Raw genomic sequence first — 24,667 nt, 5'->3', positions numbered from 1 at the left:
AGCCCCGGTGTTTCCACCGGAGCTTTTCGCTTGGAGGCGGCAGTTGCCTACCAGACGGATTATTCTTCCGCCGGGGCCTCTTCTTTCTTGATCTCTTCGCCGGTTTCCTGATCGACGACTTTCATCGACAGGCGCACCTTGCCGCGGTCATCAAAGCCCAGCAGTTTGACCTTCACTTCCTGACCCTCTTTGAGGACATCGGAAGGATGATTCAAACGGCGGTTTTCGATCTGGGACACGTGCACCAGACCGTCGCGCTTGCCAAAGAAGTTCACGAAGGCGCCGAAGTCGACGATTTTCACGACCGTACCGGTATAGACCATGCCCTCTTCGGGCTCGGCCACGATGGAGTGGATCATGTCGTAGGCTTTCTTGATCGAATCGCCGTTCGGGGACGCGATCTTGATGGTGCCTTCGTCGTTGATGTCCACTTTGGCGCCGGAAACCTCCACGATTTCGCGGATGACTTTGCCACCGGAGCCGATGACTTCGCGGATTTTATCCGTTGGGATCTGCATGGTTTCGATGCGTGGTGCGTGGATCGAGAAGTCCGCAGCACCTGTCAGCGCCTTGTTCATCTCGCCCAGAATGTGCATCCGGCCGTCCTTGGCCTGTGCCAGGGCTTTCTCCATGATCTCGGGCGTGATGCCTGCGATCTTGATGTCCATCTGCAAGCTCGTGATCCCGTTTTCGGTACCCGCAACCTTGAAGTCCATGTCGCCGAGGTGGTCTTCATCCCCCAGAATGTCCGACAGGATCGCGTAGGAACCGTCCTCTTCGAGGATCAGACCCATGGCCACACCGGCGACCGCCGATTTCAGCGGCACGCCCGCGTCCATCATCGACAAGGACCCACCGCACACCGACGCCATGGAGGACGAACCGTTCGATTCGGTGATCTCGGAAACCACGCGCACGGTGTAGGGGAAGTCGGTGGCTGCGGGCAGCACCGCTTGCAGCGCGCGCCAAGCCAGTTTCCCGTGGCCAATCTCGCGGCGTCCGGGAGGGCCCACGCGACCGGCTTCACCAACCGAGTAGGGCGGGAAGTTGTAGTGCAGCAGGAAGTTGGATTTGAAGTTGCCATGCAGCGCGTCGATGAATTGCTCATCGTCGCCGGTGCCCAGCGTGGTCACAACCAGTCCCTGCGTCTCACCGCGGGTGAACAGTGCAGAACCATGGGTCCGTGGCAGCAGGCCTGTTTCACAGACGATGTCGCGGATTTCGTCGGTTTTCCGGCCATCGATCCGCTTGCCGGTTTTCACTACGTCGCCGCGCAGTATGGAGGCCTCAAGACCTTTCATTGCGGATCCGAGGTTTGGATCTTCCAACTGCTCCTCTGACAGGGCGGCGGTGATCGTTTCACGGGCGGCAGCAACGGCTGTGGTGCGTTCCTGCTTGTCCGAGATCGCGAAGGCTGCGCGCATCTCTGTCTCGCCTGCGGCTTTGACAGCAGCAGACAGCTCAGAGTAATCGGCAGGGGCGAAGTCAAACGGCTCTTTCGCGGCGTCTTCGGCCAGCGAAATGATCAGGTCGAGCACCGGCTGGATCGCATCATGCGCGAATTTCACCGCGCCGAGCATTTCGGCCTCGGACAGCTCATAGGCTTCGGATTCGACCATCATCACCGCGTCTTTGGTCCCGGCGACAACCAGATCAAGGCGTTGCTCGGGGTTCAGGCGCAGGTCCTGCATGTCATCGACGGTCGGGTTCAGAACATATTCGCCATCCTCGAAACCAACGCGGGCACCGGCAATCGGGCCCATGAAGGGCGCGCCGGAGATGGTCAGCGCCGCGGAGGCCGCAATCATCGCGACCATATCGGGGTCATTGACGAGATCGTGGGAAAGCACGGTGCACATCACCAGCACTTCGTTCTTGAAGCCGGGGACAAACAGCGGGCGGATCGGACGGTCGATCAGACGCGCGGTCAGGGTCTCTTTTTCCGTCGGGCGCGCTTCGCGCTTGAAGAAGCCACCCGGTACCTTACCGGCGGCGTAGTATTTTTCCTGATAGTGCACGGTCAGCGGAAAGAAATCCTGACCCGGCTTTTGTTTCTTGGCAAAGGTGACGTTTGCCATGACGCTGGTTTCGCCCAGCGTTGCAATCACCGACCCATCCGCCTGACGGGCCACTTTTCCAGTTTCCAGTGTAAGCGTCTCTTCGCCCCACTGCATCGATTTTTTCGTTTCGTTGAACATCTAGGTTCCTCAAGTTGGCCCATTGGCCATTTGCATAGGGGGCGTATTCCCCCTGACCTCGGTATCTTATTTATCTGGCGCTGAGGTCCGGGCGCCGGCTTTCAGATTGCGCGTACGTACACGAGAATTGGGGGCTTGGAAAGGGACGCTTTACGCAAGGTTCAGCCTTTGCGCCAAGGCCTTTGCGGTGGTTTTTTATAGGAGGGCTGCGCGTCCGGAAAAAGCTCACCCGTTGCCAGATCGGCATTGGCGCGGTCGAACCGTCGCATCCAGGGTTTCACCGGCGCAAAATCCTGACCGCGCGTCCATTCGAAATACCCCAGCGCCCCGCTGGCAGGGATGGGGTCGATGGCCTTGGGGTTCGACAGCAGCAGCCCCGCCTCGCCGCCAAACCACTCGCTGTCACTTTCGGTGATGATCTCAGTCACCTCAACCGTGCCGATGATTGCGCCGCGGATCAGCGCGTCCGGTCTGGGACAAGCCACGCCATGCTGGGCCAACCGCCAGTGCAGATAGCGGAACTCATCTTCTTTCAGGCCCGTGGCGGCATGGATGCAGATGGGGCCCGGCACCATCCGGCCCGCCCGGATCGCTCCCAGCGACCGGTTCTCGACCACCTTGCCGCCGTGAATGATCGCCCAGGCGGAAGGCTGGCGCACGGAAAGTGCAAGACGCGGCAGATCACACATGTCTGGGAGGTAGCGCCGCGCGGGTCGGCGTCACACTTCTTTTTCGCCCAGAATGCGGGAAAAAAGGCCAACAACAAAGGCGGTGGTCATGCCGAACATCAAAATACCGGTGACCGAAATCATCGCGCCCTTGATCCGATACCCGGGGCTGAGCACCACGTCGCCATAGCCCACGGTGGTATAGGTGACGAGTGAATAGTAAATCGGTGCTTCATATCCGGGCAATGCGCCGATCACCCAAAGCGAAAAGGCGCAGATGTAGATTTGCACCGTGTGGGAGCCGAGCAGGACCAGAAACAGCAGGCAGACCGTCACGATCTGATAGCGCGTGCTCCTGTCCGGCGAGAAGTATTCATGGGTGCGCAGGTGACGGATCATCCTTGCGATGACAAGGATGTGCAGCATGGCGCAGATCAAAAGCACCGCACTGCCAAGGATGATCTGGAAAAGCACAAGCATCGATGATCCCATGTTTTCAGTTGCGCGACCCGCATTGGTTTACGAGGTCATTTCGGGGAAGTCCAACGCTCTCAGATCTGGGCAAGGGCCGCCAGGACAACCACCGTCATCATCGAGAGTGCCATGGCGATGTTGATCATGCGTTGGGTGCGTTGGCGTAGATTCATGCGGCGCAGGGTGATGCCAAGCCAGAGCCATGTGAAGTGAATGGGAATCCAGATCGCATTCACGATCAGGAATTTCAGGGCGATCTCAACGGTCAGATTCTGGGCCCAGAAACCGAAGCCGGTGAAGAGAGCGGTATTGACGGCATAGGCTTTGGGGTTGATGGCCTGCAACATGATGCCACCGACGATACCCGGCGGGCTTGCCCGCTCGATAAACGCGATCCTGCTGCCCGCAAAGGCGATGCGAAAGGCAAGGTAGGTCAGATAGGCGATGGAGGCGGCAAAGAGGATGGTGCGCAGACGATCATCCGCCAGTATCGCGGCGGTCAACCCGCTGACGATGGCCACGCAGACGAGATTGGTACCGATGAAGAGACCCACAACGTAGCGTGTGCCGACACGCGCGCCAAAAGCCGCCCCCACGCCTGCGGTGGAGAGGACGCCGGGCCCGGGTGTGATCATCAGGAAGAAGACGGCAGCGGCGAAGGTCAACATGGGCGGATCATAGGGTGGCGCCTGCCGCGGTAAAGGTCTGTTTGCATATAAAAAAACCACGCCGGATGGGGCGTGGCTTGCTCTCAAACTGAACCGGCTGCCGGACCGCAGGTTTGCCACGCAAACCCACTTGTCCGCACTCGGAGAAAATCGCGCTGCGATTTGTCTCCGGGATTATCTCCGGAGGCCCAGACGCTTGATGAGATCCTGATAGCGCGCTTCGTCCTTGGCTTTGGTGTAATCCAGAAGCTTACGACGGGTTGCGACCATCTTCAGCAGACCACGGCGGCCGTGGTTGTCTTTCTTGTGCGTCTTGAAGTGCTCTGTCAGCGTCGCGATGCGCGAGCTTAGGATAGCAACCTGAACTTCGGGCGAGCCTGTGTCACCTTCTTTGGTTGCGAATTCTTTCATGACGCGGGCTTTTTCTTCAGCAGTAATCGACATCGGGGTCTCCTTTTCAAAAGAGTTTCAGGAATGGCGCAGGCCGGGATGTCGTCCAGCACAGGCCCGTGGAGATATCGCCAAAGACAATAGATTCCCGATGGCGATGCGCGCGTATAGACGCAGCACCGGGAAATGGCAAATGCTGAATCGTGAAATCCTGCGCTCAGACCGCGCGGCTTTGCGTCCGGAAGTTCGCCACTGCGGGCGCCAGACCAATGATGATGGCGGAGCTCAACGGGATCAGCGTCAGATCGGCAACACTCATCTCCGCATCGCCATATACTTCGGCCACGTTTTCGCCATTCATCGAAACCTGCATGACCTCCGGATCGTCTGGATCCGGTGCAACATCGACGTCGGGTTCGATGGTCCCCGCATCCGTGTCGTCCCAAACCAGCATCAGGCTTTCTGTCTCCGCGGAGTAATCCAGGATTTCGGCACCCGATCTTTCGGTGATCCAGTCGGACAGAGAGAGGTCAAAGGCGTTTTCCTCCTCTAGCTCGTCCGGGATCGGATCCTGCAAAATCAAGGGCTGAACGTTTGTGGTGCCCGGTTCGGGCGTGGCGGGGCCTTCTGCTGTGTCGAATTCCCCCATAACCTCGTTCAGGATGTCGTCGCCCCATCCTTCCGTTGTGGTGGAGGCCGGGGCAGCTTCTGTTTCAACGAATTCGGTTCCCGAGGCCAACAAACCGCCAGCGGCGTCGCTTTGCGTGTGAATCTCTTGCAGCATGTCGTTGGCACCATCACCTTGGATTTCTTCTGCTTCGAGCACTTCGTCTTCCTCTTCGATTTCAGAAGACTTCAGACCCACAAAAGACGCCGCGCCGACACCGGCCAACCCCATCAAACCAGCCAACCACAGCATGACTCAACACCTTTTCTTCGCAACCCACACAACGCATCAAACCGGTAATTTTGCCGACACTTACGCACCCTTATGCGCTTTTTTAGGCAGAAATCCTCACCAACAGGTTAATGCCCGTCCGCAGCGATCCAGGGTTCTGGTTGTTTGGCGTATGGCAGATAGAGCGGATGGCGCGGGTGCCCCTCCTTGGTGAGACCCAGATGGAACATCCTAATCTCTGCCTGGCGCAGCAGGTGCGCGACCTGTTCCCCGCGCTGCCGATGAGCGCCATGCACCCCCCAGGCGGCGATGATCTGATCCGCCCATTGGGCGGCCGCGAGCAGGAGGTCATCGTTTTCCGGGCCAACCGGCGCCTTGGCGCGCCGCATGGCAAATGGATCCGTGTCGCGCCAACCGAATATATTTGTGACCCGAAAGGCCCCAAACCCCAGATGCCGTGCGCGCCGCTCACACCGCTCCACCGTCGGGTCGTTCCTGACCTCATCCGCCTTCGACGGGTTGAGCATTACGAAGTTCACGCGAGGGCCATTGCCGTCCCACACCCGGGTGAGGCTGTAGCGATAGGCCCCGCAGTCTGAATAGACCGCTTCGGACCATTTTTCGGCGTCTTCATGGGTTCGGATCAGCATGCGCGGGTGATGCCAGCGTGGTCAATCCATGGCAAGAGCGCAAAAAAGGCCGCCCGGTCGGGGCGACCTGTGTAGCAGTTTAGCCCGTGATTATCCCAGAGCGGCAACACGCTTGCGGGGCAGGTCAAACACCTCGCCACGCAGTTCCAGCACGGCGGCGGCGACAAGCGCGTAGACCACGTGACCCCAGAGCGCCACCCAGGTGATGCCGGTGAAGCCGAGGAACGGTTTCATGCCTGCGACCAAATGCGCCATGCCGTAAAGGGCAAAGACCCATAGTGCCACGCCATAGACCGCCGCAGTGATGCTCCAGTGCAATTGCGGCAGAACCGCCCGTTGGATCGGCCGGGCGATGGCGAAATATCCGATGACATAGAAGAGCAGACCCGTGACCGTGTGCAGCAGGTAGGCCGCGCCGGAAGGTGCAGCGCCAAAGACGGATTTCAGCGTGGCACCGGCAAGGCCAACGGGGGCCAGTTTGGCGTAGCCAAAGAGCGGGCTGAGCGCTTGGCCAAAGGTATCGAATGCGATGGTGGCAAAGGCGCCGGCGGTGAGGATCGAGAGCAGTGTGCGTTGCATGTCGGTATCTCCATGTTGGATCAGAAGTTTGCGTCTGACCCCGATATGGCAGTGCGCGCCTGCGATGTGCAGTCTCCTCACACAGGGCTTACCGAGAGGCTGATTATCGTAATAATTTCTGTAACAAACCCCGAAATCCGCTGACATCGGCGCGAGGTTTGCGACAGATTGTAATATTCGGAACCGATCAGTTCTTTATATTCAGCACACGTGTCGGGTGCAGCTCGCCGGATTTGTAGCGCCCGATGGCCAAAGCCTGCCCGTCGTAGGAGGCCCAGCACTCTTCGCCATAGTCCACGTCGACTGCCAGAACCATGCCGGGATTGCCATTGCGCAGGCGCGTGGCTCCTTCTGGCGTGGCCTTGACCTCGGCCATGTCGACAAAGGCCTCTTCAACCGGGCGCAGGTGGCTGTCGAGCGCCGGGGTGCGGGCGATCTCTTCAATCTGTTCCAGCGTGATGCCGTCGTCGGCCTCGAAGGGGCCGGACCAGATGCGTCGCAACTCGCGCACATGGCCATAGCATCCAAGCGCGTTCCCCAGATCGCGGGCGATGGACCGCACATAGCCGCCCTTGCCGCAGGTCAGCTCCAGGGTCACGTGATCTTCATCCGGTCGGTCGATCAACAGCAGACTGTCGACATAGAGCGGGCGGGCGGCAATCTCCATGGTCTCGCCATCACGGGCCCGTTTGTAGGCGCGCTCACCATCGATCTTCACGGCGGAAAACTGCGGCGGCACCTGCTCGATGTCGCCAATGAATGTGCTCAAGACTTCTTTGATCTCATCATCCGTCGGGCGCAGATCGCTGGTAGCTATGACCTCCCCCTCAGCGTCATCTGTATTGGTCGCCTGACCAAGCCGGACGGTGAATTCATAGGCTTTGAGGGCATCGGTGATGTAGGGCACGGTTTTTGTGGCCTCCCCAAGGGCCACCGCCAGAACACCCGTTGCATCGGGGTCAAGCGTACCCGCGTGCCCCGCTTTCTTGGCATCCAGCGCCCAACGCACCTTGTTGACCACCGCCGTGGAGGTCAGCCCGGCGGGTTTGTCCACAACCAGCCAGCCGGAAATCTCTCTGCCATTGCGTCTGCGTCCCATGGTGTCCTCATTGGTTCTGCGACAGGCCCCATAGCGATCGAATGCCTGCGGGGCCAGAGGTTTTTCGCGCCTCTGCAGTCTTTCGCCGCGATCGATTCGTGTTTCGCCTATTCCGACGGGGCGACAACGCCGACGATTGGACCCAGCCTGAACCCGATGTCATTGCGGTTCAGGTCCGGCGCATACAACCGCGAGATATTGCCGTCGAAGTAGAGCGCATTCGGCGTTTTCAGCTGGTCCCGGAAAAGCCGCGCAAAATCGTAGAAATTCACCGGTGCGTCAGAGATGGCAAAGACCACCCGCTGTCCGTCCGCAGAGGTGCCGACGCCATTGCGAATGAATTTCGAGGTACCATCGGCCAGAAACCGGGGATGCAGCGCCCCGTCGATCACCAGCATCGGGCCGGATTGGGTGGCATCCTCGCAGGCAGGTGCGTCACGCACATAGTCAGATGTCTCAAAGACGTCCGCACGGCCCTCGCGCAGACAGAAAACACCGTTCGGCAGCAACCCGAAGTTGCCCGGCCCGGCGCTTTCGATCACGCGCATGACTTCCTCGCCATCTTCGAGGTAGTGACCAACCGGCGCGCGGTCTTCATGATACATGCCCGCATTCATGGCAAAACTCAGCTGCTTGCCCTCCGGCGCCAGCGCGCGGTCGATGGCAAGAAAGTGTCCCAGAACCGCGCCCGTTTCATCGTAGAGAAACAGTTGCAGATCCTCTTGCGCGGCATCCACCTCGCACACCGTGTATTGCGTGTCGTCGAAAGTGATGGACTGGCACTCAACGGCCCCGGCGGTCTGCGCCATGACGGCAAGAGCCCCAGCCAACGCCAAGCGCATCATTCCGGGCCACGCTCCTCGGACGCATCGTTGCCCGTATCGCGCCGCACGTCCTCGCGGTTGAGCATTTCGCGCGTCTCATCCATCCGGTCGAACGTTTCGTCGAGCTGGAAGCGCAGATCGGGGGCGAATTTCAACGACAGCTTCTTGGAGACAACGCGCCGCAGCTCGCCCTTGTTGCGCGCCAGCAGGCCGATCACCTCATCCCGGCCCTGTCCTCCCAGAGGCAACACGTAGGCGGTCGCAATCCGCAAATCAGGCGAGGTGCGCACTTCGCCCACCGTGATCGACAAACGGTTCAGCTCCGGGTCGTGCACATCGCCGCGTGCCAGCACATCAGAGAGGGCACGCCGGATCAGCTCTCCAACTCTGAGTTGTCTTTGTGAGGGGCCTGCGCCCTCGTGAAACTTGTTCTTTCCCATAGAGGTCATCTAAGCGGTCATCGTCCCTTTGCCAAGCAAGTGCTGTCGCGATAAGCAGGGCGGGTTCAGCGGAAAACGGAGCATGGCATGAGCAAGTCGATGGGAATGGTGGTGACAGGCGTTTCCGGCCGTATGGGCCAGATGCTGGTCGAGACCATCGCGGCTTCGGAACGAGCGCATTTGGTCGGGGCTGTTGAGCGATCTGGTCACGCTTGGCTGGGGCGCGATCTGGGCGCGGCAATGGGGGGCGCTGAGACCGGCGTGAAGGTGGTTGAAGATATCGCCGAGGTGCTCGGTGACGCTGACGTCGTGATCGATTTCACGGCACCTGCAGCCACGATTGCGTTTTCCAGAGCCGCAGCGCAGGCCAATGTGGCGCATGTAATCGGGACGACCGGCATGACCGCAGATGAGATTGCGGAGCTGCCCCCTGCTTCGGAGGGTGCGCTGATCGTGCGGGCCGGGAACATGAGCCTGGGTGTCAACCTTCTGGTGCAATTGACCAAAAAGGTGGCTGCGGCGCTGGACGAAGATTACGATATCGAAGTGATCGAGGCGCACCACAACCAAAAGGTCGATGCGCCCTCGGGCACCGCGTTGATGCTGGGTGAAGCCGCCGCCGAAGGCCGCGGTGTTGTGCTGGAGGATGTCTCGGACCGGGCGCGCGATGGAATTACCGGGGCGCGCAGGCGCGGTGAGATCGGATTTGTGGCCATCCGCGGTGGCGACATCGTGGGCGAGCACGACGTGATGTTTGCCGCAGCGGGTGAGCGCATCACCCTGCGGCATGTGGCCTCGGATCGGTCGGTATTTGCGCGCGGCGCTTTGAAGGCCGCGCTTTGGACGCAGGGCAAAGCGCCGGGGCATTATGACATGCTCGATGTGCTGGGGCTGTCTGAGCAATAATTTGCTGGTGGCAGGCATTGTTTTTGAACCAAATGGGTCTGCGCCACGTATCTCTCTTAAAGCACATATACGGAGCTTGTGAAGATGCGCCTGACTTTCTTGATGACTGCGAGTATCGCCCTTGCGATCGGGACGTCTGCGGCGGCTGAATTCACCAAGGTGGACAGCGAGGCGCAGTTTGTGTCGCTGATTTCAGGCAAAGAGCTGCGGCGTCCCTTTGTTAAGCTGGAAGTATCGCCCGAAGGCGAGATCTCCGGTATCGGCGCGGCTTGGGCCGTGTCGGGGAATTGGACGTGGCGCGAGGGGTATTTTTGTCGCGACCTTTTTTGGGGCGGTGACGCCTTGGGATATAATTGCCAGGAAGTTCAGGCCAAGGACAACCGCATCAAGTTCACATCTGACAAAGGCGCTGGCGATTCCGCTGAATTTCGCCTGAAGTGATTTAACGCAATCTTGATCCAAAGGAACGCGCTGTGCGCGTACACGATACGCCCGTTCCGGGCACTGGCGTTCGCTGCAATGGGCGCGTTTCAGAAATCTACCGCCAGTCCCTTTTTCTCCCAATCCCCATAGCGCACAGGTTCCGGCCCATCGCGCCCACCAAGCTCGGGTGGCAAATCCAGCGCCTTGGCTTTTTTGCGGCGTTCTTCTGCTTCAGCCAATGCGCGCTGCGCCGCTGGGGGCAGTTGAGGTGGCTCATGGTTTTCTGCGTCGTCAGCCATTTGGTCACTTTCCGATGGGTCTGCCCTTGATATACGCCGCACATTGGCGCAGACAACCCGCCACCACCAAAGGAGCCACTGAGATGTCCGATACCGGCGTTCCGGCACGCAGAAGCGCCGTTTACCTGCTTGACCAGATATTGGGCGAGGGGCGGCTGATGTCGGAGCTGATGGGAGCGGGGGTTCTCGACAAGTTACCCGTGGAGGACCGCGCGCGTGCCGCGCGACTGGCTCAGGATACATTGCGTGGTCTGGAGCGCGCAGATCGGCTTTTGCAAAAACATCTCAACAAATACCCGCCCCTGACCGTGCGCAATGCGCTGCGTGTCGGCACGGTTGAACTCTGTCAGGGCGCGGCGGCGCATGGTGTTGTGAATGCGATGGTTGAGCTGGTGTCGCGTCACAACCGGTTGGGCCATCTGAAGGGGCTGACAAACGCGGTTTTGCGCAAAATCGCGGCGGATGGACCCGACGCCTGGAACGCGCTGCGGTCGCCAAGACTGCCCAAGTGGCTGCGCGGGCCGTTGGTTCAGGCCTGGGGGCCGGAGGCGATGACGGCCATGGAAGCCGCGCATTTTGCCGGTGCGCCTTTGGATTTAACTGCCAAAAACGATGTGGCGGCGGTTGCGGCAGCAACGGGGGGCACTGTTCTCCCCAACGGGTCCGTGCGGGTTCAGGAGCCCGGGCAGGTGTCCGCGATGCCGGGCTTTGCCGCAGGCGAGTGGTGGGTGCAGGATGCGGCGGCGGCTTTGCCGGTTCAGATCCTTGCGCCGCAACCGGGCGAAAGCGTGTTGGATCTCTGCGCTGCACCAGGTGGCAAGACGATGCAACTGGCCGCTGCTGGTGCCGATGTCACCGCCGTTGACGATTCTGCGGGCCGGATGGCACGGGTGAAGGAAAACCTTGCGCGCACCGGCCTCAAGGCGCGCCTGATCGTTGAGGACGCGCGCGAGACGACCGGTCAATATGACGCCATTCTGCTCGATGCGCCCTGTTCTGCGACGGGCACGATCCGGCGCCATCCGGATTTGCCCCACGCCAAAGATGGCTCGGAGTTCGCGGATCTGATCGACCTGCAGGCGCAATTGATCGATCACGCGTGGTCCCTGCTGAAACCGGGCGGGCGCATGGTCTTTTGCACCTGTTCGCTGCTGCCGGATGAAGGTGAAGTGCAGGCGGATGAGGCCCTGGCGCGCCATGCGGATATGCAGACCGACGAAGCAGCGCTCGACCGCCCCGGCGTTGACGCGGCATGGCGCACAACCGAAGGCGGGTTGCGGCTGCGGCCCGACTTGTGGCCTGATCTCGGCGGCATGGATGGCTTTTACATGGTGTGTTTGCGCAAGACTGGATGAATACAATGCGCTGCAGCGGGCAAAATCTGACGACATCAAATATATTCCGGTGACTCGCTCAACCTGTCGCGCTAACATGCCGCAAAGCGCCGTCAGAGCGCGCCCAGGCAGAGACCCACATGTCCGAAACCAGAAGTTTTGCCGCCCGCAAGGTGCATTTTCTAAACCGCTGGCACGCTGCGCGTGCGGGCCGGATGCGCGCGCAGGCTGTGGGGTTTGTATCCTCACCAGAACCCCGCACAATCGGGAGCTTTGCCAAGGGGCGGCAACTGCTGGCGGGGAATTTTCTCTTTGCCGGTCACCTCTTGGAGCACAAGGACATAGACCTCTGGGACCTGCCTGCCCCCAACGTTGACTATGAACAGGAAATTCATGGCTTTGCCTGGCTGGACGATCTGGCCGCAGTGGGAGACCTGCCCGCAAGGGCGGCGGCGCGGCGCTGGTTGTGGGGCTGGATCGACCGCTATGGCAGGGGGCGCGGTGCGGGCTGGACACCGGATCTGACGGGACGGCGGCTCATCCGCTGGATCAACCACGCACTCTTCATGCTGCAGGGTAATGACGCCCCCGACAGCGATGTATTTTACCGCAGCCTGCATCAGCAGACCCATTTTCTGGCCAAACGCTGGCATGGCGCGGCAAGTGGGTTACCCCGGTTCGAGGCTCTGACCGGGCTGATCTACGCGGGGCTTTCGCTGGAAGGCATGGAGACGGTGGCGATGCCGGCGGTGAATGCGCTGGCCCGGGAATGCAGCACGCAGATCGATCATCAGGGCGGTCTGCCGACGCGCAACCCCGAAGAATTGCTGGACGTGTTTACCTTGCTGACATGGGCGGCGGCGGCACTGTCAGATGCGGGGCATGCCACGCCTGAGGAACATCTGGAGGCCATTGAACGGATTGCGCCAACGCTGCGCACATTGCGTCACGCCGATGGCGCGCTGGCGCGGTTCCATGGGGGCGGGCGCGGGCCCGAGGGGTGGCTGGATCACGCGCTGGCGCAGGCAAAGGTCAAGACCCGGCAGCCGGATGGGCTGTCGATGGGCTTTGCGCGGCTCTCCGCCGGGCGCACCAGCGTGATCATCGATGCCAGCAAGCCGCCCAAAGGCCGCGCGTCCTATAATGCCCATGCTTCGACCCTTGCGCTTGAACTGACCTCGGGGCGGCGCCCGCTGGTTGTCAACTGCGGCTCGGGTCGGTCATTCGGGCCGGAGTGGCGCCGTGCCGGGCGGGCCACACCGTCGCATTCCACGCTGTCGCTGGATGGCTATTCCAGCGCGCGTCTGGGGGATGTGGACCGGGCCACCGGACGCGAGGAATTGATTGAGGCCCCAACCAAGGTACCGATCGAGATTGGCCATGTCAGCGACGGGTTGCGGTTTCAGGGCGGTCACAACGGATTTGCCAGCACCCATGGGTTGACCCATGCACGCACGCTGGAGATGACATTCGACGGTCGCGCGATGGCGGGGGAAGACATGCTGCTGGCGCTTGATGATGGCGAAAAACGCCGGCTCGACCTGGCGCTGGATGCGACGCAGCTGCAGGGGATCGCCTTTGACATCAGGTTCCATTTGCACCCGGAGGTGGATGCGACGCTCGATCTGGGCGGGGCGGCGGTGTCCATGGCCTTGAAAAGCGGTGAGATCTGGGTGTTTCGCCACGATGGCGGGCAAAATCTGAGCCTGCAGCCTTCGGTTTATCTGGAAACCGGGCGATTGAAGCCGCGCGGTGCAAATCAGATTGTCCTTTCGGGTAAGGCTATGTCATACGCCACGCGTGTCCGCTGGTCCTTGTCCAAGGCGCAGGAAACTGCGATTGGCGTGCGGGATCTGAGCCAGGATACGCCTGATCTGACCGAATAGCCTCAAAGGACCTGACACCCATGACCGACCTCGCTCCGCTGCGCCGCGCACTTCTTTCTGTGTCCGACAAGACGGGGCTGGTGGAATTCGGCCAGGCTCTGGCCGCGCGTGGGGTGGAGTTGCTCTCCACCGGCGGGACCGCGAAAGCGCTGCGCGATGCCGGGCTGGAGGTGCGTGACGTCGCCGACGTGACCGGATTTCCGGAAATGATGGACGGGCGCGTGAAGACCCTGCACCCGGTGGTGCATGGCGGGTTGCTGGCGTTGCGCGACAACGATGATCACGTGGCAGCCATGCAGGCGCATGACATCGGGCCTATCGATCTGGTGGTGGTGAACCTCTATCCGTTTGAGGCCACCTTGGCCAAGGGCGCGCCCTATGCCGAAATGATCGAGAACATCGATATCGGCGGGCCTGCAATGATCCGGTCGGCGGCGAAGAACCACGGGTTTGTCACGGTGGTCGTGGATGTGGAGGATTATAGCGCCGTGCTGGACGAGCTGGCCGCACAGGACGGGCAGACGACATATGCGTTGCGTCAGCGGTTGGCGCAGACGGCCTATGCGCGCACCGCAGCCTATGACACGGCGGTCAGCACATGGATGGCGGGTGAGGTGGACGGCACACCGCGGCGCCGGACCTTTGGCGGTGCCTTGGCGCAATCGCTGCGCTACGGCGAAAACCCGCATCAGCAGGCGGCCTTCTATACCGACGGCTCGGCGCGCCCCGGCGTGGCCACCGCAACCCAGCATCAGGGCAAGGAGCTTAGCTACAACAACATCAATGACACCGATGCGGCGTTTGAGCTGGTCAGTGAATTCGACCCTGCGCAGGGTCCGGCCTGTGCGATCATCAAGCACGCGAACCCTTGCGGCGTGGCGCGGGGCGCGACGCTGGCCGAGGCCTACACACGGGCGTTTGACTGCGACCGCACCTCGGCCTTTGGCGGGATCATCGCGTTGAACCAGCCCCTGGACGCAGCCACTGCCGAAGAGATCACCGGCATCTTTACAGAAGTGGTGATTGCGCCCGGCGCGGATGCCGGTGCAATGGATATTTTTAGCCAGAAGAAGAACCTGCGTCTGCTGACAACCGATGGGCTGGCAGACCCTGCGACGGCGGCACTGGCGGTGCGGCAGGTGTCGGGCGGCTATCTGGTGCAGGACAAGGATGTGGGGCGCGTTGCCATGGATGATCTGAAGGTTGTCACGAAACGTCAGCCCTCGGATCAGGAAATGGTTGATCTGCTTTTTGCCTGGACGGTGGCGAAACACGTGAAATCCAACGCGATTATCTACGTCAAGGACGGCGCGACTGTTGGTGTTGGTGCCGGACAGATGAGCCGCGTGGACAGCACGCGCATTGCCGCGCGCAAGGCGCAAGATATGGCGGACGCGATGGGTCTGCCCGCCCCCCTGACGCAAGGGTCGGTCGTGGCGTCGGACGCCTTTTTCCCTTTCGCGGACGGGTTGATCACGGCGGCGGAGGCCGGGGCCACGGCGCTGATCCAGCCTGGCGGCTCAATGCGGGATGATGATGTGATTGCGGCGGCGGATGACGCCGGTCTCGCGATGGTTTTCACCGGCATGCGCCATTTCCGGCACTGAGAAAGGACGCATCATGCGCATCCTCGGTTGGGCTGCTCTGGCGGCATTTATCCTTGATCAGGCGAGTAAATACCTTGTGATCCATGTGATGGAGCTTTGGCGCATTCGCGACATCGATGTGCTGCCGCCCGTCCTGAATTTCCGCTACGGCGAAAACCGGGGCATCAATTTTGGCCTCTTTGGTGATGCGCCGGATGCCAGCAAGTGGGTGCTGATTGCCCTGGCCCTTGTGATCTCTTGTGCGGTTGTCATCTGGGCCTGGCGGCAGAATTTGGGGGTCTGGCCCCAGATTGGGGCGGGTCTTCTGGTCGGCGGGGCCCTGGCAAATGTGCTGGACCGGTTGCTTTATGGCTATGTGCTGGACTTTCTGAACATGTCCTGTTGTGGCATCAACAATCCGTTTGTTTTCAATCTGGCGGATGTGTTTATTTTCGCTGGTGCGATTGCGCTGGTGTTTCTGACGCCCGACCCCAAGACCAAGCCCAAAAAAGGCCAGTGACATTGCCCATATGCATGGCGTATCAACGAGTTGTTCGCGAGGAGACCTGATATGAGCCGGATTTTGGCCCTCATTTTGATAACTGCATGTGTCAGCGCCTGCGCCAATCAAGGCCTGCGCGATTTGCGGTCGAATTCGCGTGGACCCGATGAATTCATCGTTGAACCCAAGGCCGAATTGCAAACGCCCGATGATCTGACCGCGTTGCCGACACCGACACCGGGACAGGGGAACCTGACGGATGTGGACCCGAATAGCGACGCCGTGGTGGCCTTGGGGGGCCGCCCCTCGCAGGGGACCGCCATCCCCGCGTCTGACGGCGCGTTGGTGACAGCCGCCAGCCGGTTTGGTGTGACGCCCGATATCCGTCAGGATCTGGCGCGCGAAGACGCGGAGTTCCGCCGTCGGCAGTCACGTTTCACGCAATATCGTCTCTTCCCGGAAGATCTTTACAATCGGGCCTACCGTCGTCAGCGGCTGGATGCCGAAGCCACGGCAGACCTCTGGCGCCGCGCCGGGGCGAAAACACCAAGCTATCCACCGCTGAATTAACCAATTTTTCAGCGAACATCCCTCACATTCGTGACAACGGTCTTGAACCGTTGGCCTTGTGGCGTATTTCGAGGGTCATGCTTTGGTCTTTGATCACATAAAGGACGGCCCATGATCCGATTGCCTGTTTTTGCTGTAGTCTTTGCGCTTTTACCCGGTTTCCTGATCGCCGACGAAGAGGCGGTGACGACGTTCAAACTAGATAACGGCATGCAGGTGGTTGTCGTCGAAGATCATCGTGCGCCCGTTGTTCAGCATATGGTGTGGTACAAAGCGGGCTCTGCCGATGAGCCGGTCGGGTCCTCCGGCGTCGCGCATTTTCTGGAGCATCTGCTCTTCAAGGCGACGGACACGCTGGAAGCGGGCGAGCTGTCTGCGACCGTGGCGCGCAATGGCGGGCGCGACAACGCGTTCACCTCATACGATTACACGGCTTATTTTCAGCGGGTTGCAGCCGACCGGCTGGAATTGATGATGCGTATGGAAGCTGACCGGATGCGCAATATCCGACTGACCGAAGAGAACATTCTGACCGAACGGGACGTGATCATCGAAGAGCGTAATCAGCGAACGGAAAACAGCCCCGGTGCGCTTTTTGGCGAGCAGTTGAGCGCGGCGCAATATCTTAACCACCGCTACGGTGTGCCGATCATCGGCTGGATGCATGAGATGCAAACGCTGGATATGGAAGACGCGCTGGGGTTTTACGAGATCTATTATTCGCCCAACAATGCAATTCTTGTGGTCTCCGGGGATGTGACGCCCGAGGAAGTTCGGACGCTGGCAGAGAAGTATTATGGTGTGATCCCAGCCAATCCCGACCTGCCCGAACGGTTGCGTACCGAAGAACCACCGCAAACCGCGGAGCGGCGGTTGATTTTCCGGGATGCCCGCGTGGCGCAACCCTACGTGCGGCGCTCCTATCTGGCGCCAGAACGGGATCCCGGCGCACAGGAAACCGCTGCGGCGCTGACATTCCTTGCCGAGATTCTGGGCGGGGGTACAACGTCTTATCTGGCGGATGCTTTGCAGTTCGACACAGAGATCGCCACCTATTCCGCAGCTTTCTACAGCGGTGTGCGGTTGGACGACACGACGTTTAACGTGATCGTTGTACCAAGACCGGGTGTGAGCCTGCAGGAGGCCGAGGATGCGATGGACGTCGCGCTGGATCAATTTCTGATCGATGGCGTGGATCCGGAACAGCTGAACCGGATCAAGCTGCAGATCCGCGCAGATCAGATTTACGCGCGGGATGATGTGGACCGAATTGCCAACCGATATGGACAGGCGCTGACCTCCGGGTTGACCATCGAGGATGTGAAGGCCTGGCCGGATATTCTGGAGGCTGTGACAGAGGAAGATATCATGCAGGCCGCGCGCGATGTGTTTGATAGGCGTGCGTCGGTCACGGGCTGGTTGATGCGTGAAGAGGTGACACAATGATCCGTTTAATCCTGTCGTTCTGCGCGCTTGTGGTTTTGGCGCTGCCTGCCGCTGCAGAAGTAAACATCAAGGAAGTGAAGTCTGATGCGGGGTTGACCGCGTGGCTGGTCGAAGACCATTCGATCCCCTTTGTCGCGTTGGAAATCCGGTTTCGGGGGGGCGCGTCGCTTGATGCACCCGGCAAACGCGGCGCGATCAACCTGATGACCGGCCTGCTGGAAGAAGGGACGGGGGAGATGGATGCGAGGGCTTTTGCGCGCGAAACCGAAGCGCTGGCGACAAGTTTCGGGTTTGACGTAAGTGACGATTCTCTTTCGGTCTCCGCCCGGTTTTTGACAGAAAACCGCGATGCGTCGATTGAATTGCTGCGGGCCGCCCTGCAAGAGCCGCGATTTGACGCGCAAGCGATAGAACGGGTGCGCCAACAGGTGTTGTCCGGCATCAGATCAGAGGCCAAAGATCCCAATGATATCGCCGGGCGCAGTTTTGACCAGATCGCCTTTGGGGATCACCCCTATGCGTCGTCCTTGAGCGGGACCGAGGAAAGCGTGACGGCTCTGACCCGCGATGATCTGCTGGACGCCCATAAGGCGGTGTTGGCGCAGGACCGGATCTATATTGGTGCCGTGGGCGATATCACGCCGGAAGGACTCGCCGCACTGATGGATGAGTTGCTGAGCGGGCTGCCGGAGCAGGGCGCGCCAATGCCCCCGATGGCGGAGATCACCATTCCGGGTGGCGTCACGGTTGTGCCTTTCGAGACCCCCCAGTCCGTTGCCTTGTTCGGTCACGTGGGCATCCCGTTGGAGCACCCTGACTATTTCGCGGCGACCCTGCTGAATCAGATTCTCGGAGGCGGTGGTTTTGAGAGCCGTCTGATGGAAGAGGTGCGGGAGAAGCGCGGGTTGACCTACGGCGTGTATTCTTACCTGGTGCCAAAGGACCTTGCCGCGACCTATTTGGGCTCGGTGAGCTCCGCAAATGACCGGATCGCTCAGGCGATAGAGGTGATCCGCGCAGAATGGTCAAAGGCGGCAGCCGAAGGGGTAACACAGGCGGAACTGGATGACGCAAAGACCTATATGACCGGCGCCTATCCATTGCGGTTTGACGGTAACGGCCCCATCGCGCAGATCATGGTGGGCATGCAGATGTCTGGTCTGCCGATTGACTATATTGCGACGCGCAATGATCGGGTTGAGGCGGTGACGCTGGAGGATGTGAAGCGTGTTGCGGGGGAATTGCTTGACCCTGATGGTCTGCATTTCGTGGTGGTTGGCCAGCCTGCCGGTCTGGAAAGCACACCGGCAAACTGACCGGTTCCTATTGTCAAAAGGCGGCGCTGACGCGCCACGACATGTCCTCGGCCCGGGCGGGCCGAGTGTTGGCGCAAGTATCTGGTCTTACTCGCCGTAAGGCACCCAGATGTTTTTGACTTCTGTTGCGGTTTCGAGAAACTCTTTGCCCTGACCCGCCGCACCCAGCCAGTCGCGGCCAATGCCGTTGTTGACCCAGGTGCGCTTGAGGTTGCTGGCGCTAGCCTTCTCGATCTGGCCGCTCAGCCCTTTGTCACCAAACGACCAAACCGCGTCGATGTCCATGTGAGCGGCCATATGGGGCGCGATATCGGCATGTGATCCGGTGAGGATGTTCACGACCCCTGCGGGCACATCCGAGGTTTCGAGGATTTGGATAAAATCGGTTGCGGCGAGCGGGAAGGGTTCCGAGGCGCTCAGGATAACCCGGTTGCCCATGGCCATGGCGGGTGCCATGCAGGAAATGAGACCCAGCAAGGGTGCTTCGTTCGGGCAGATGGCGCCGAGAACACCAATGGGCTCTTTCATGGCCAGCGCGACACCGCGGATGGGCACGCCGTGCACCTGGCCATCGTATTTGTCGGCCCAGGCGGCATAGGTGAAAAGGCGTTTAACGGCGGCGTCCACTTCCTTGTGGCCCCCCTTGCCGCTCTGCATATCATCAAGCCTTTTGGCGAATTCATCTGCGCGGGCGGAGAGGTTTTCCGCGATGTAGTAGAGGATCTGCGCGCGCAGATGCCCAGTGGTTTTGGACCATCCTTTGGCGGCTTGTGCTGCTTCGACCGCGTTGCGCAGATCCTTGCGATTTGCCAGCGACACATGTCCCAGCAGAGCCCCTGATTTACCCCAAACGGGCGCGGAGTAGCCGCTGTCGGGCCGTGACTGTTTCCCGCCAACATAGAGTTTCGCGGTACGATCGATGGGATCGGCTGGCGCACCTTCACCGGAGAAGGCCTGGATTTCTTTCAGGGGCTTCCCGGCCTCTTTGGGGCGGGTGTATCCTGACAGACCTTCCCATCCGCCCTCACGCCCAAAGCCACTTTCGCGCACACCACCAAACCCGGCGGCGGCGTCCATCAGATTGGTGCCATTAATCCAGACAATGCCGCTGGCCAGTTTCGGCGCAATGTCGAGCGCAAGGTTGATGTTCTCGCTCCAGACCGTCGCGGCCAGCCCGTAGCGGGTGTTATTGGCCAAGGCCACGGCATCCGCCGGTGTGCGGAAAGTGGTTGAGACCAGAACGGGGCCAAAGATCTCTTCTTGCATCAGCGTGTCGGCGGGATTCAGACCAGTGATCAGGGTGGGGGGGTAGAAACTGCCCTGGGCGGGTAATTCTGTGGCCGCAGTATGGGTGTGTCCGGCGGCATTGGCCGCGACCAGCTCAGCGATGGCTTTGAGCTGAACCGGATCGACGATGGCGCCCACATCAATGCTTTTGTCGAGGGGGTCCCCAACACGCAGCTTGTCCATGCGTGCGCGCAATTTCGCATAGAAGGTTTCGGCCACTGGTTCGTGCACCAGCAGGCGGGACCCGGCGCAACAGACCTGGCCCTGGTTGAACCAGATCGCATCCACCAACCCTTCGACGGCTGAATCCAGATCGGCGTCATCGAACACGATGTAGGGGGATTTACCGCCCAGCTCCAGGGTTAGCGCCTTGCCGCTGCCCGCGGTTGCCTCGCGAATGCGGCGTCCCACAGCGGTCGAGCCGGTGAAGGCCACCTTGTCCACATCGGCAGCGACAATCATCTCGCCCACCGCGCCGTCACCGGTCACGATGTTGACCACCCCTTTGGGCAACCCGGCCTGTCGACAGATATCGGCAAAGAGCAAGGCGGTGAGCGATGTGTATTCGGCCGGTTTCAGCACAACGGTGTTGCCCATGGCCAGGGCGGGCGCGATCTTCCATGCCAGCATCAGCAGTGGGAAGTTCCAAGGGATTACCTGACCACAGACGCCAAGCGCTGCACGGTCGGGCAGCTCGTCTTCCATCAGCTGCGCCATGCCCGCGTGGAAATAGAAATGACGCTGTGCCAGCGGCACGTCGATATCACGGCTTTCGCGGATCGGTTTGCCGTTGTCGAGCGATTCCAGAACCGCAAAAAGGCGGCTGTGTTTTTGCAAAAGACGCGCCAGCGCGTAGAGGTAACGCGCACGGCCAGGACCCCCGAGCCCTTCCCATTTGCCCTGTGCCTTGCGGGCGGCGCGGACGGCGGCATCCACATCTGCCTGCGTTGCCTGAGTGAGGGTGGCAAGGACCTCGCCATTTGCGGGGTTGCGGCTGTCAAAACCGGCGCCCGGGTCGGTGAAAGCGCCATCGATGAAGTGACCAAACCGGTCGCCCTGATCCACCAGCCATGCCAGTGCCTCCGCCGCGCTTTCTGGGGCGACCCCATAGTCCATCGTTTCAAAAATTTCGGAGACGGTCATGGCCCTTGGCCCTTTCAAATCGTGTCAGCTGGTCGGGTGGCGGTAGCTGGCGGAATAGCTGCCGGTGACGTGATGTTCGAGCTGCCGTTCGATGTCATTGAGCAGCGAGGAGGCGCCGAAACGAAAAAGATCGTTTTGCAGCCAGCGATCACCAAGCTCTTCTTTGATCATCGCCAGGTAGGTGATGGCGTCCTTGGCCTTGGAGATACCACCCGCAGGCTTGTAGCCGACGCGAAAACCGGTGCGCGCGTAGTAGTCGCGGATCGCGCGGATCATCACCAGGGTCACGGGCAGGGTGGCATTGACGCTTTCCTTGCCAGTCGAGGTCTTGATAAAATCCGCCCCCGCCATCATGCAGATCAGCGAGGCGCGCGCCACATTGCGCAGGGACCCCAGTTCGCCCGTAGCCAGGATCGCCTTGACGTGGGCATCGCCACAGGCCCGGCGGAACGCGCACATCTCATCGTAAAGTGCCTGCCAGTTGCCCGACAAGACATGGCGGCGGGAGATGACAATGTCGATTTCGGCGGCTCCGGCTTTGACGCTTTCCTCAATCTCGGTCAACCGCAGATGAAAGGGCGACAGGCCAGCGGGAAAGCCGGTGCTCACCGCCGCCACCGGGATGCCGGAGCCCTCCAACGCCCGCACGGCCACTGGGATCATGTCGTGATACACACAGACCGCGCCGGTGGTGATCGGCCCCATCTCAAGCGCATCAAGCAAGGATTGCGCAACGGGCTGGCGGGCCTTGGCACAAAGCCGTGCAACGCGGTCTTCGGTGTCATCGCCGGACAGGGTGGTCAGATCAATGCAGGTCACGGCCCGCAGCAACCAGGCGGCCTGATGTTGCTTTTTGACCGAGCGGCGCGCAGGCAGGCTGGCGGCGCGCCGCTCGATTGCGGAGGTGTTTGCCTGCAGGCTGCGCACCCAATCCATATCCAGTGCCATGCCAGGATTTCTGGGTTCGGTGATCTGCGGCAATTGGTGCGCGGCCGCGGTCGAAACAGTCTGGTTGGTCTGGCTGAGCATAGGGGTGTCCTTATCGGGCTGGCTGCAAAATCGCATGGCCCGGACGCCTTGGCAAGCAGGGGCCCGCGACGTCACCGGCGCGTTTCAACGCGGGTTATTGGCATCCCCGAAGGAATAGAATGACCCGCTTCAGGCGGCCCAACAGGTCCGAATGACCTATTTTTAGTCAAAATGACGTGAGTATCGAGTTTGCTTTTGCGAATTATTCGCAAACTCATTGACTTCTTGCGAATGACTCGCATATTCATTCGCATGGAACATAAAACCGCTTCACATCATCTTTCACGCCGCAGCCTGCTTGCGAGTCTTGGCGCCGCCGTCGTTCTGAGCACGCAGACCATGCGCGTCGAGGCTGCCGGCGAAATCAACATCGTTGCGACCACGGGCATGATCGCGGATGCGGCGCGCCGGGTTGGCGGCGATCTGGTGACCGTAACGGCGCTGATGGGGCCGGGCGTCGACCCGCATGCCTATCGTCAGACGCGCAGTGATATCGTGGCCATGACCCGCGCCGATCTGGTCTTGTGGCACGGGCTTTATCTCGAAGCGCAAATGGAACAATTCTTCGAAGACCTCAGCCGTAAAGCACGCGTTGTGCCCGTCGCCGAAAGCTTGCCCAAAGATGTGCTGCTGTCGCATGAGGATTACGAGGGGCGGTACGATCCGCATGTCTGGATGGACCCGATCCTGTGGCGCGACGTGGTCACTGCCGTCGCTGAGGAGCTGAGCGCCCTGCGCCCCCGGGACGCGGCGGTTTTCCAGGCCAATGCCGACGGTTTCCTAACGGAGTTGGACGCCTTGGCGGACTACGCGCAGACCTCTCTGACCAAGGTGCCTGCTGACCAACGCGTGCTGCTGACTGCGCATGATGCCTTTGGCTACTTCGGGCAGGCCTATGGGTTTGAGGTCATCGGCATTCAGGGCATTTCGACGGAGAGCGAAGCGGGATTGAACCGCATCTCTGATTTGGTGGAAACGCTTGTGGCGCGTGACATCGGCGCGGTTTTTGTCGAAACCTCCGTCTCTGACCGCAACATGCGGGCGCTGGTCGAAGGTGCCGCGGCGCGCGGGCATACCGTTGCGATTGGCGGCGCGCTTTTCAGCGACGCGATGGGGCCCGAGGGGTCTTATGAAGGCACCTATCTGGGCATGATCGATCACAACGTGACCACCATCGCGCGGGCATTGGGCGCCGACGTGCCGGAAGGCGGGCGTCTGGGCAAACTGGCGGCGGGCAGCTGAAATGAACCTGACACTTGCAACCCGTGACGGATTTATAGCGGCGGAGGACACTCGGTCCTCCAGCCCTTTGGCCGTGCGGGGCCTCACCGTTTCCTATGGTCAGAAGCCTGCAGTTTTTTCGGTCGACATGACCGTGGTGCCAGGGGCCATGACCGCGATCATCGGACCCAATGGTGCGGGTAAATCAACTTTGCTCAAGGCTGCTTTGGGCATTCTCAAGCCTCTGGCGGGCCAGACCACCGTGTTCGGCCAGCCGGTTGCCGCCTGTCGTGACCGGATCGCCTATGTGCCGCAACGCGCCAGCGTGGATTGGGATTTCCCGACCCGGGTGATCGATGTGGTATTGATGGGGCTCTACCGGCAACTGGGTCTGCTGGGCCGGGTCCGTGGCGCGCATAGGGCAAAGGCGCTAGAATGCCTGTCTCGCGTGGGCATGGAAGATTTCGCCACGCGCCAGATCGGTGAACTTTCGGGCGGCCAGCAACAGCGGGTCTTTCTGGCCCGTGCTTTGGCGCAGGATGCGGATCTGTATTTGCTGGATGAGCCTTTTGCGGGCGTGGATGCCGCGACCGAAAAGGCCATCATTGCGGTTCTGAAGTCACTGCGGGATACGGGCAAGACGGTTGTGGCCGTGCACCATGATCTCAGCACGGTCGCAGAATATTTCGACCATGTCTTCCTGATCAACACCCGCCGGGTGGCCGAAGGGCGGGTCGAGGACGTTTTCACCGAAGAACACCTGCAGGCCGCTTACGGGGGCCGTTTGGCGGGCGCACAGATGGACCAGTTGAGCGGAACGCTGGGCTAGGC

The 24,667-nt window shown here is 60.7% G+C and carries 25 protein-coding genes; 11 read left to right on the top strand and 14 right to left on the bottom strand.

Annotation, left to right across the window (positions count from 1 at the left end; genetic code table 11):
- Positions 1-59: 59 nt before the first annotated feature.
- The 11 genes from pnp to rbfA all read right to left on the bottom strand — a co-directional run bounded on the left by pnp (position 60) and on the right by rbfA (position 8,888).
- The gene (gene pnp / locus Q1A63_RS00885; protein ID WP_298968473.1) at positions 60-2,198 is read right to left on the bottom strand and encodes a polyribonucleotide nucleotidyltransferase; all 2,139 of its coding nucleotides are present in this window, start codon (positions 2,196-2,198) and stop codon (positions 60-62) included.
- A 161-nt stretch (positions 2,199-2,359) separates the two neighbouring features.
- Positions 2,360-2,857 (bottom strand): hypothetical protein, encoded by a 498-nt coding sequence (locus Q1A63_RS00880; RefSeq protein WP_298968471.1) that lies wholly within the window; start codon positions 2,855-2,857, stop codon positions 2,360-2,362.
- A gap of 60 nt (positions 2,858-2,917) precedes the next feature.
- The gene (locus Q1A63_RS00875) at positions 2,918-3,346 is read right to left on the bottom strand and encodes an ion channel (RefSeq protein ID WP_298968469.1); all 429 of its coding nucleotides are present in this window, start codon (positions 3,344-3,346) and stop codon (positions 2,918-2,920) included.
- Positions 3,347-3,417: 71 nt separating this feature from the next.
- Entirely contained in the window at positions 3,418-4,008 is a 591-nt protein-coding gene (locus Q1A63_RS00870; protein WP_299630348.1) for a LysE family transporter, read from the bottom strand.
- Positions 4,009-4,182: 174 nt separating this feature from the next.
- Complete coding sequence (rpsO, locus tag Q1A63_RS00865) at positions 4,183-4,452, bottom strand: 30S ribosomal protein S15 (RefSeq protein ID WP_011566963.1); 270 nt, start codon at positions 4,450-4,452, stop codon at positions 4,183-4,185.
- A gap of 163 nt (positions 4,453-4,615) precedes the next feature.
- Positions 4,616-5,317: a hypothetical protein gene (locus Q1A63_RS00860; RefSeq protein WP_299630346.1), complete on the bottom strand. Its 702-nt coding sequence runs from the start codon at positions 5,315-5,317 to the stop codon at positions 4,616-4,618.
- 107 nt (positions 5,318-5,424) lie between these two features.
- Complete coding sequence (locus Q1A63_RS00855; RefSeq protein ID WP_299630344.1) at positions 5,425-5,946, bottom strand: DUF1643 domain-containing protein; 522 nt, start codon at positions 5,944-5,946, stop codon at positions 5,425-5,427.
- Positions 5,947-6,036: 90 nt separating this feature from the next.
- A complete protein-coding gene (locus Q1A63_RS00850; RefSeq protein ID WP_298968452.1) occupies positions 6,037-6,525 on the bottom strand; it encodes a hypothetical protein in 489 nt (162 codons plus the stop codon).
- 187 nt (positions 6,526-6,712) lie between these two features.
- Positions 6,713-7,624, bottom strand: a complete 912-nt coding sequence (truB, locus tag Q1A63_RS00845; RefSeq protein WP_298968450.1) for a tRNA pseudouridine(55) synthase TruB — start codon at positions 7,622-7,624, stop codon at positions 6,713-6,715.
- A 107-nt stretch (positions 7,625-7,731) separates the two neighbouring features.
- Positions 7,732-8,433, bottom strand: a complete 702-nt coding sequence (locus Q1A63_RS00840; protein WP_299630341.1) for a phosphodiester glycosidase family protein — start codon at positions 8,431-8,433, stop codon at positions 7,732-7,734.
- A 32-nt stretch (positions 8,434-8,465) separates the two neighbouring features.
- Entirely contained in the window at positions 8,466-8,888 is a 423-nt protein-coding gene (gene rbfA / locus Q1A63_RS00835) for a 30S ribosome-binding factor RbfA (protein ID WP_298968448.1), read from the bottom strand.
- An 87-nt stretch (positions 8,889-8,975) separates the two neighbouring features.
- Between rbfA and dapB the strand changes: the two genes are divergently transcribed.
- Positions 8,976-9,794, top strand: coding sequence for a 4-hydroxy-tetrahydrodipicolinate reductase (gene dapB / locus Q1A63_RS00830; protein WP_298968446.1), 819 nt, complete (start codon positions 8,976-8,978; stop codon positions 9,792-9,794).
- An 84-nt stretch (positions 9,795-9,878) separates the two neighbouring features.
- Entirely contained in the window at positions 9,879-10,235 is a 357-nt protein-coding gene (locus Q1A63_RS00825) for a dihydrodipicolinate reductase (protein ID WP_298968444.1), read from the top strand.
- A gap of 89 nt (positions 10,236-10,324) precedes the next feature.
- Here the strand turns inward: Q1A63_RS00825 and Q1A63_RS00820 are convergent, their stop codons facing one another.
- Positions 10,325-10,516, bottom strand: a complete 192-nt coding sequence (locus Q1A63_RS00820; RefSeq protein WP_298968442.1) for a DUF1674 domain-containing protein — start codon at positions 10,514-10,516, stop codon at positions 10,325-10,327.
- An 83-nt stretch (positions 10,517-10,599) separates the two neighbouring features.
- Here Q1A63_RS00820 and Q1A63_RS00815 point away from each other — a divergent pair, with 83 nt between their 5' ends.
- The 7 genes from Q1A63_RS00815 to Q1A63_RS00785 all read left to right on the top strand — a co-directional run bounded on the left by Q1A63_RS00815 (position 10,600) and on the right by Q1A63_RS00785 (position 19,156).
- Positions 10,600-11,871, top strand: a complete 1,272-nt coding sequence (locus Q1A63_RS00815; protein ID WP_298968440.1) for a transcription antitermination factor NusB — start codon at positions 10,600-10,602, stop codon at positions 11,869-11,871.
- A gap of 119 nt (positions 11,872-11,990) precedes the next feature.
- Entirely contained in the window at positions 11,991-13,736 is a 1,746-nt protein-coding gene (locus Q1A63_RS00810) for a heparinase II/III family protein (protein WP_298968438.1), read from the top strand.
- A gap of 20 nt (positions 13,737-13,756) precedes the next feature.
- Positions 13,757-15,343, top strand: coding sequence for a bifunctional phosphoribosylaminoimidazolecarboxamide formyltransferase/IMP cyclohydrolase (gene purH / locus Q1A63_RS00805; protein WP_299630336.1), 1,587 nt, complete (start codon positions 13,757-13,759; stop codon positions 15,341-15,343).
- Between the two features lie 13 nt (positions 15,344-15,356).
- Positions 15,357-15,842, top strand: coding sequence for a signal peptidase II (lspA, locus tag Q1A63_RS00800; protein ID WP_299630333.1), 486 nt, complete (start codon positions 15,357-15,359; stop codon positions 15,840-15,842).
- Between the two features lie 51 nt (positions 15,843-15,893).
- Entirely contained in the window at positions 15,894-16,394 is a 501-nt protein-coding gene (locus tag Q1A63_RS00795) for a DUF3035 domain-containing protein (protein WP_299400917.1), read from the top strand.
- A gap of 111 nt (positions 16,395-16,505) precedes the next feature.
- Entirely contained in the window at positions 16,506-17,840 is a 1,335-nt protein-coding gene (locus Q1A63_RS00790; protein ID WP_299630331.1) for a pitrilysin family protein, read from the top strand.
- Entirely contained in the window at positions 17,837-19,156 is a 1,320-nt protein-coding gene (locus Q1A63_RS00785) for a pitrilysin family protein (protein ID WP_298968428.1), read from the top strand. Before Q1A63_RS00790 ends, Q1A63_RS00785 begins: the two co-directional genes overlap by 4 nt.
- A gap of 87 nt (positions 19,157-19,243) precedes the next feature.
- Here Q1A63_RS00785 and Q1A63_RS00780 read toward each other — a convergent pair whose 3' ends face one another.
- Positions 19,244-21,586 (bottom strand): aldehyde dehydrogenase family protein, encoded by a 2,343-nt coding sequence (locus tag Q1A63_RS00780; protein WP_298968426.1) that lies wholly within the window; start codon positions 21,584-21,586, stop codon positions 19,244-19,246.
- A gap of 24 nt (positions 21,587-21,610) precedes the next feature.
- Complete coding sequence (gene deoC, locus Q1A63_RS00775) at positions 21,611-22,615, bottom strand: deoxyribose-phosphate aldolase (protein ID WP_298968424.1); 1,005 nt, start codon at positions 22,613-22,615, stop codon at positions 21,611-21,613.
- A 339-nt stretch (positions 22,616-22,954) separates the two neighbouring features.
- Here deoC and Q1A63_RS00770 point away from each other — a divergent pair, with 339 nt between their 5' ends.
- Both Q1A63_RS00770 and Q1A63_RS00765 read left to right on the top strand, forming a co-directional pair.
- Entirely contained in the window at positions 22,955-23,857 is a 903-nt protein-coding gene (locus Q1A63_RS00770; protein WP_299630832.1) for a zinc ABC transporter substrate-binding protein, read from the top strand.
- A gap of 1 nt (position 23,858) precedes the next feature.
- Positions 23,859-24,665 carry a metal ABC transporter ATP-binding protein gene (locus Q1A63_RS00765; protein WP_299630328.1) on the top strand — a complete coding sequence of 269 codons (807 nt, stop codon included), beginning with the start codon at positions 23,859-23,861 and terminating at the stop codon, positions 24,663-24,665.
- The last annotated feature ends 2 nt before the right edge of the window (positions 24,666-24,667 follow it).

Source organism: uncultured Roseobacter sp., assembly GCF_947499265.1.
Classification (GTDB): domain Bacteria; phylum Pseudomonadota; class Alphaproteobacteria; order Rhodobacterales; family Rhodobacteraceae; genus Roseobacter.
Note: the sequence above shows the minus strand (reverse complement) of the source record. Positions and strands in the feature narration are given on the sequence as shown.

Excerpts from the sequence above, each read along its gene's own strand:
- pnp (WP_298968473.1), bottom strand. The coding sequence starts at position 2,198 with ATGTTCAACGAAACGAAAAAATCGATGCAGTGGGGCGAAGAGACGCTT.
- Q1A63_RS00875 (WP_298968469.1), bottom strand. The coding sequence starts at position 3,346 with ATGCTTGTGCTTTTCCAGATCATCCTTGGCAGTGCGGTGCTTTTGATC.
- Q1A63_RS00870 (WP_299630348.1), bottom strand. The coding sequence starts at position 4,008 with ATGTTGACCTTCGCCGCTGCCGTCTTCTTCCTGATGATCACACCCGGG.
- rpsO (WP_011566963.1), bottom strand. The coding sequence starts at position 4,452 with ATGTCGATTACTGCTGAAGAAAAAGCCCGCGTCATGAAAGAATTCGCA.
- Q1A63_RS00860 (WP_299630346.1), bottom strand. The coding sequence starts at position 5,317 with ATGCTGTGGTTGGCTGGTTTGATGGGGTTGGCCGGTGTCGGCGCGGCG.
- Q1A63_RS00855 (WP_299630344.1), bottom strand. The coding sequence starts at position 5,946 with ATGCTGATCCGAACCCATGAAGACGCCGAAAAATGGTCCGAAGCGGTC.
- Q1A63_RS00850 (WP_298968452.1), bottom strand. The coding sequence starts at position 6,525 with ATGCAACGCACACTGCTCTCGATCCTCACCGCCGGCGCCTTTGCCACC.
- truB (WP_298968450.1), bottom strand. The coding sequence starts at position 7,624 with ATGGGACGCAGACGCAATGGCAGAGAGATTTCCGGCTGGCTGGTTGTG.
- Q1A63_RS00840 (WP_299630341.1), bottom strand. The coding sequence starts at position 8,433 with ATGGCGCAGACCGCCGGGGCCGTTGAGTGCCAGTCCATCACTTTCGAC.
- rbfA (WP_298968448.1), bottom strand. The coding sequence starts at position 8,888 with ATGGGAAAGAACAAGTTTCACGAGGGCGCAGGCCCCTCACAAAGACAA.
- dapB (WP_298968446.1), top strand. The coding sequence starts at position 8,976 with ATGAGCAAGTCGATGGGAATGGTGGTGACAGGCGTTTCCGGCCGTATG.
- Q1A63_RS00825 (WP_298968444.1), top strand. The coding sequence starts at position 9,879 with ATGCGCCTGACTTTCTTGATGACTGCGAGTATCGCCCTTGCGATCGGG.
- Q1A63_RS00820 (WP_298968442.1), bottom strand. The coding sequence starts at position 10,516 with ATGGCTGACGACGCAGAAAACCATGAGCCACCTCAACTGCCCCCAGCG.
- Q1A63_RS00815 (WP_298968440.1), top strand. The coding sequence starts at position 10,600 with ATGTCCGATACCGGCGTTCCGGCACGCAGAAGCGCCGTTTACCTGCTT.
- Q1A63_RS00810 (WP_298968438.1), top strand. The coding sequence starts at position 11,991 with ATGTCCGAAACCAGAAGTTTTGCCGCCCGCAAGGTGCATTTTCTAAAC.
- purH (WP_299630336.1), top strand. The coding sequence starts at position 13,757 with ATGACCGACCTCGCTCCGCTGCGCCGCGCACTTCTTTCTGTGTCCGAC.
- lspA (WP_299630333.1), top strand. The coding sequence starts at position 15,357 with ATGCGCATCCTCGGTTGGGCTGCTCTGGCGGCATTTATCCTTGATCAG.
- Q1A63_RS00795 (WP_299400917.1), top strand. The coding sequence starts at position 15,894 with ATGAGCCGGATTTTGGCCCTCATTTTGATAACTGCATGTGTCAGCGCC.
- Q1A63_RS00790 (WP_299630331.1), top strand. The coding sequence starts at position 16,506 with ATGATCCGATTGCCTGTTTTTGCTGTAGTCTTTGCGCTTTTACCCGGT.
- Q1A63_RS00785 (WP_298968428.1), top strand. The coding sequence starts at position 17,837 with ATGATCCGTTTAATCCTGTCGTTCTGCGCGCTTGTGGTTTTGGCGCTG.
- Q1A63_RS00780 (WP_298968426.1), bottom strand. The coding sequence starts at position 21,586 with ATGACCGTCTCCGAAATTTTTGAAACGATGGACTATGGGGTCGCCCCA.
- deoC (WP_298968424.1), bottom strand. The coding sequence starts at position 22,615 with ATGCTCAGCCAGACCAACCAGACTGTTTCGACCGCGGCCGCGCACCAA.
- Q1A63_RS00770 (WP_299630832.1), top strand. The coding sequence starts at position 22,955 with ATGCGCGTCGAGGCTGCCGGCGAAATCAACATCGTTGCGACCACGGGC.
- Q1A63_RS00765 (WP_299630328.1), top strand. The coding sequence starts at position 23,859 with ATGAACCTGACACTTGCAACCCGTGACGGATTTATAGCGGCGGAGGAC.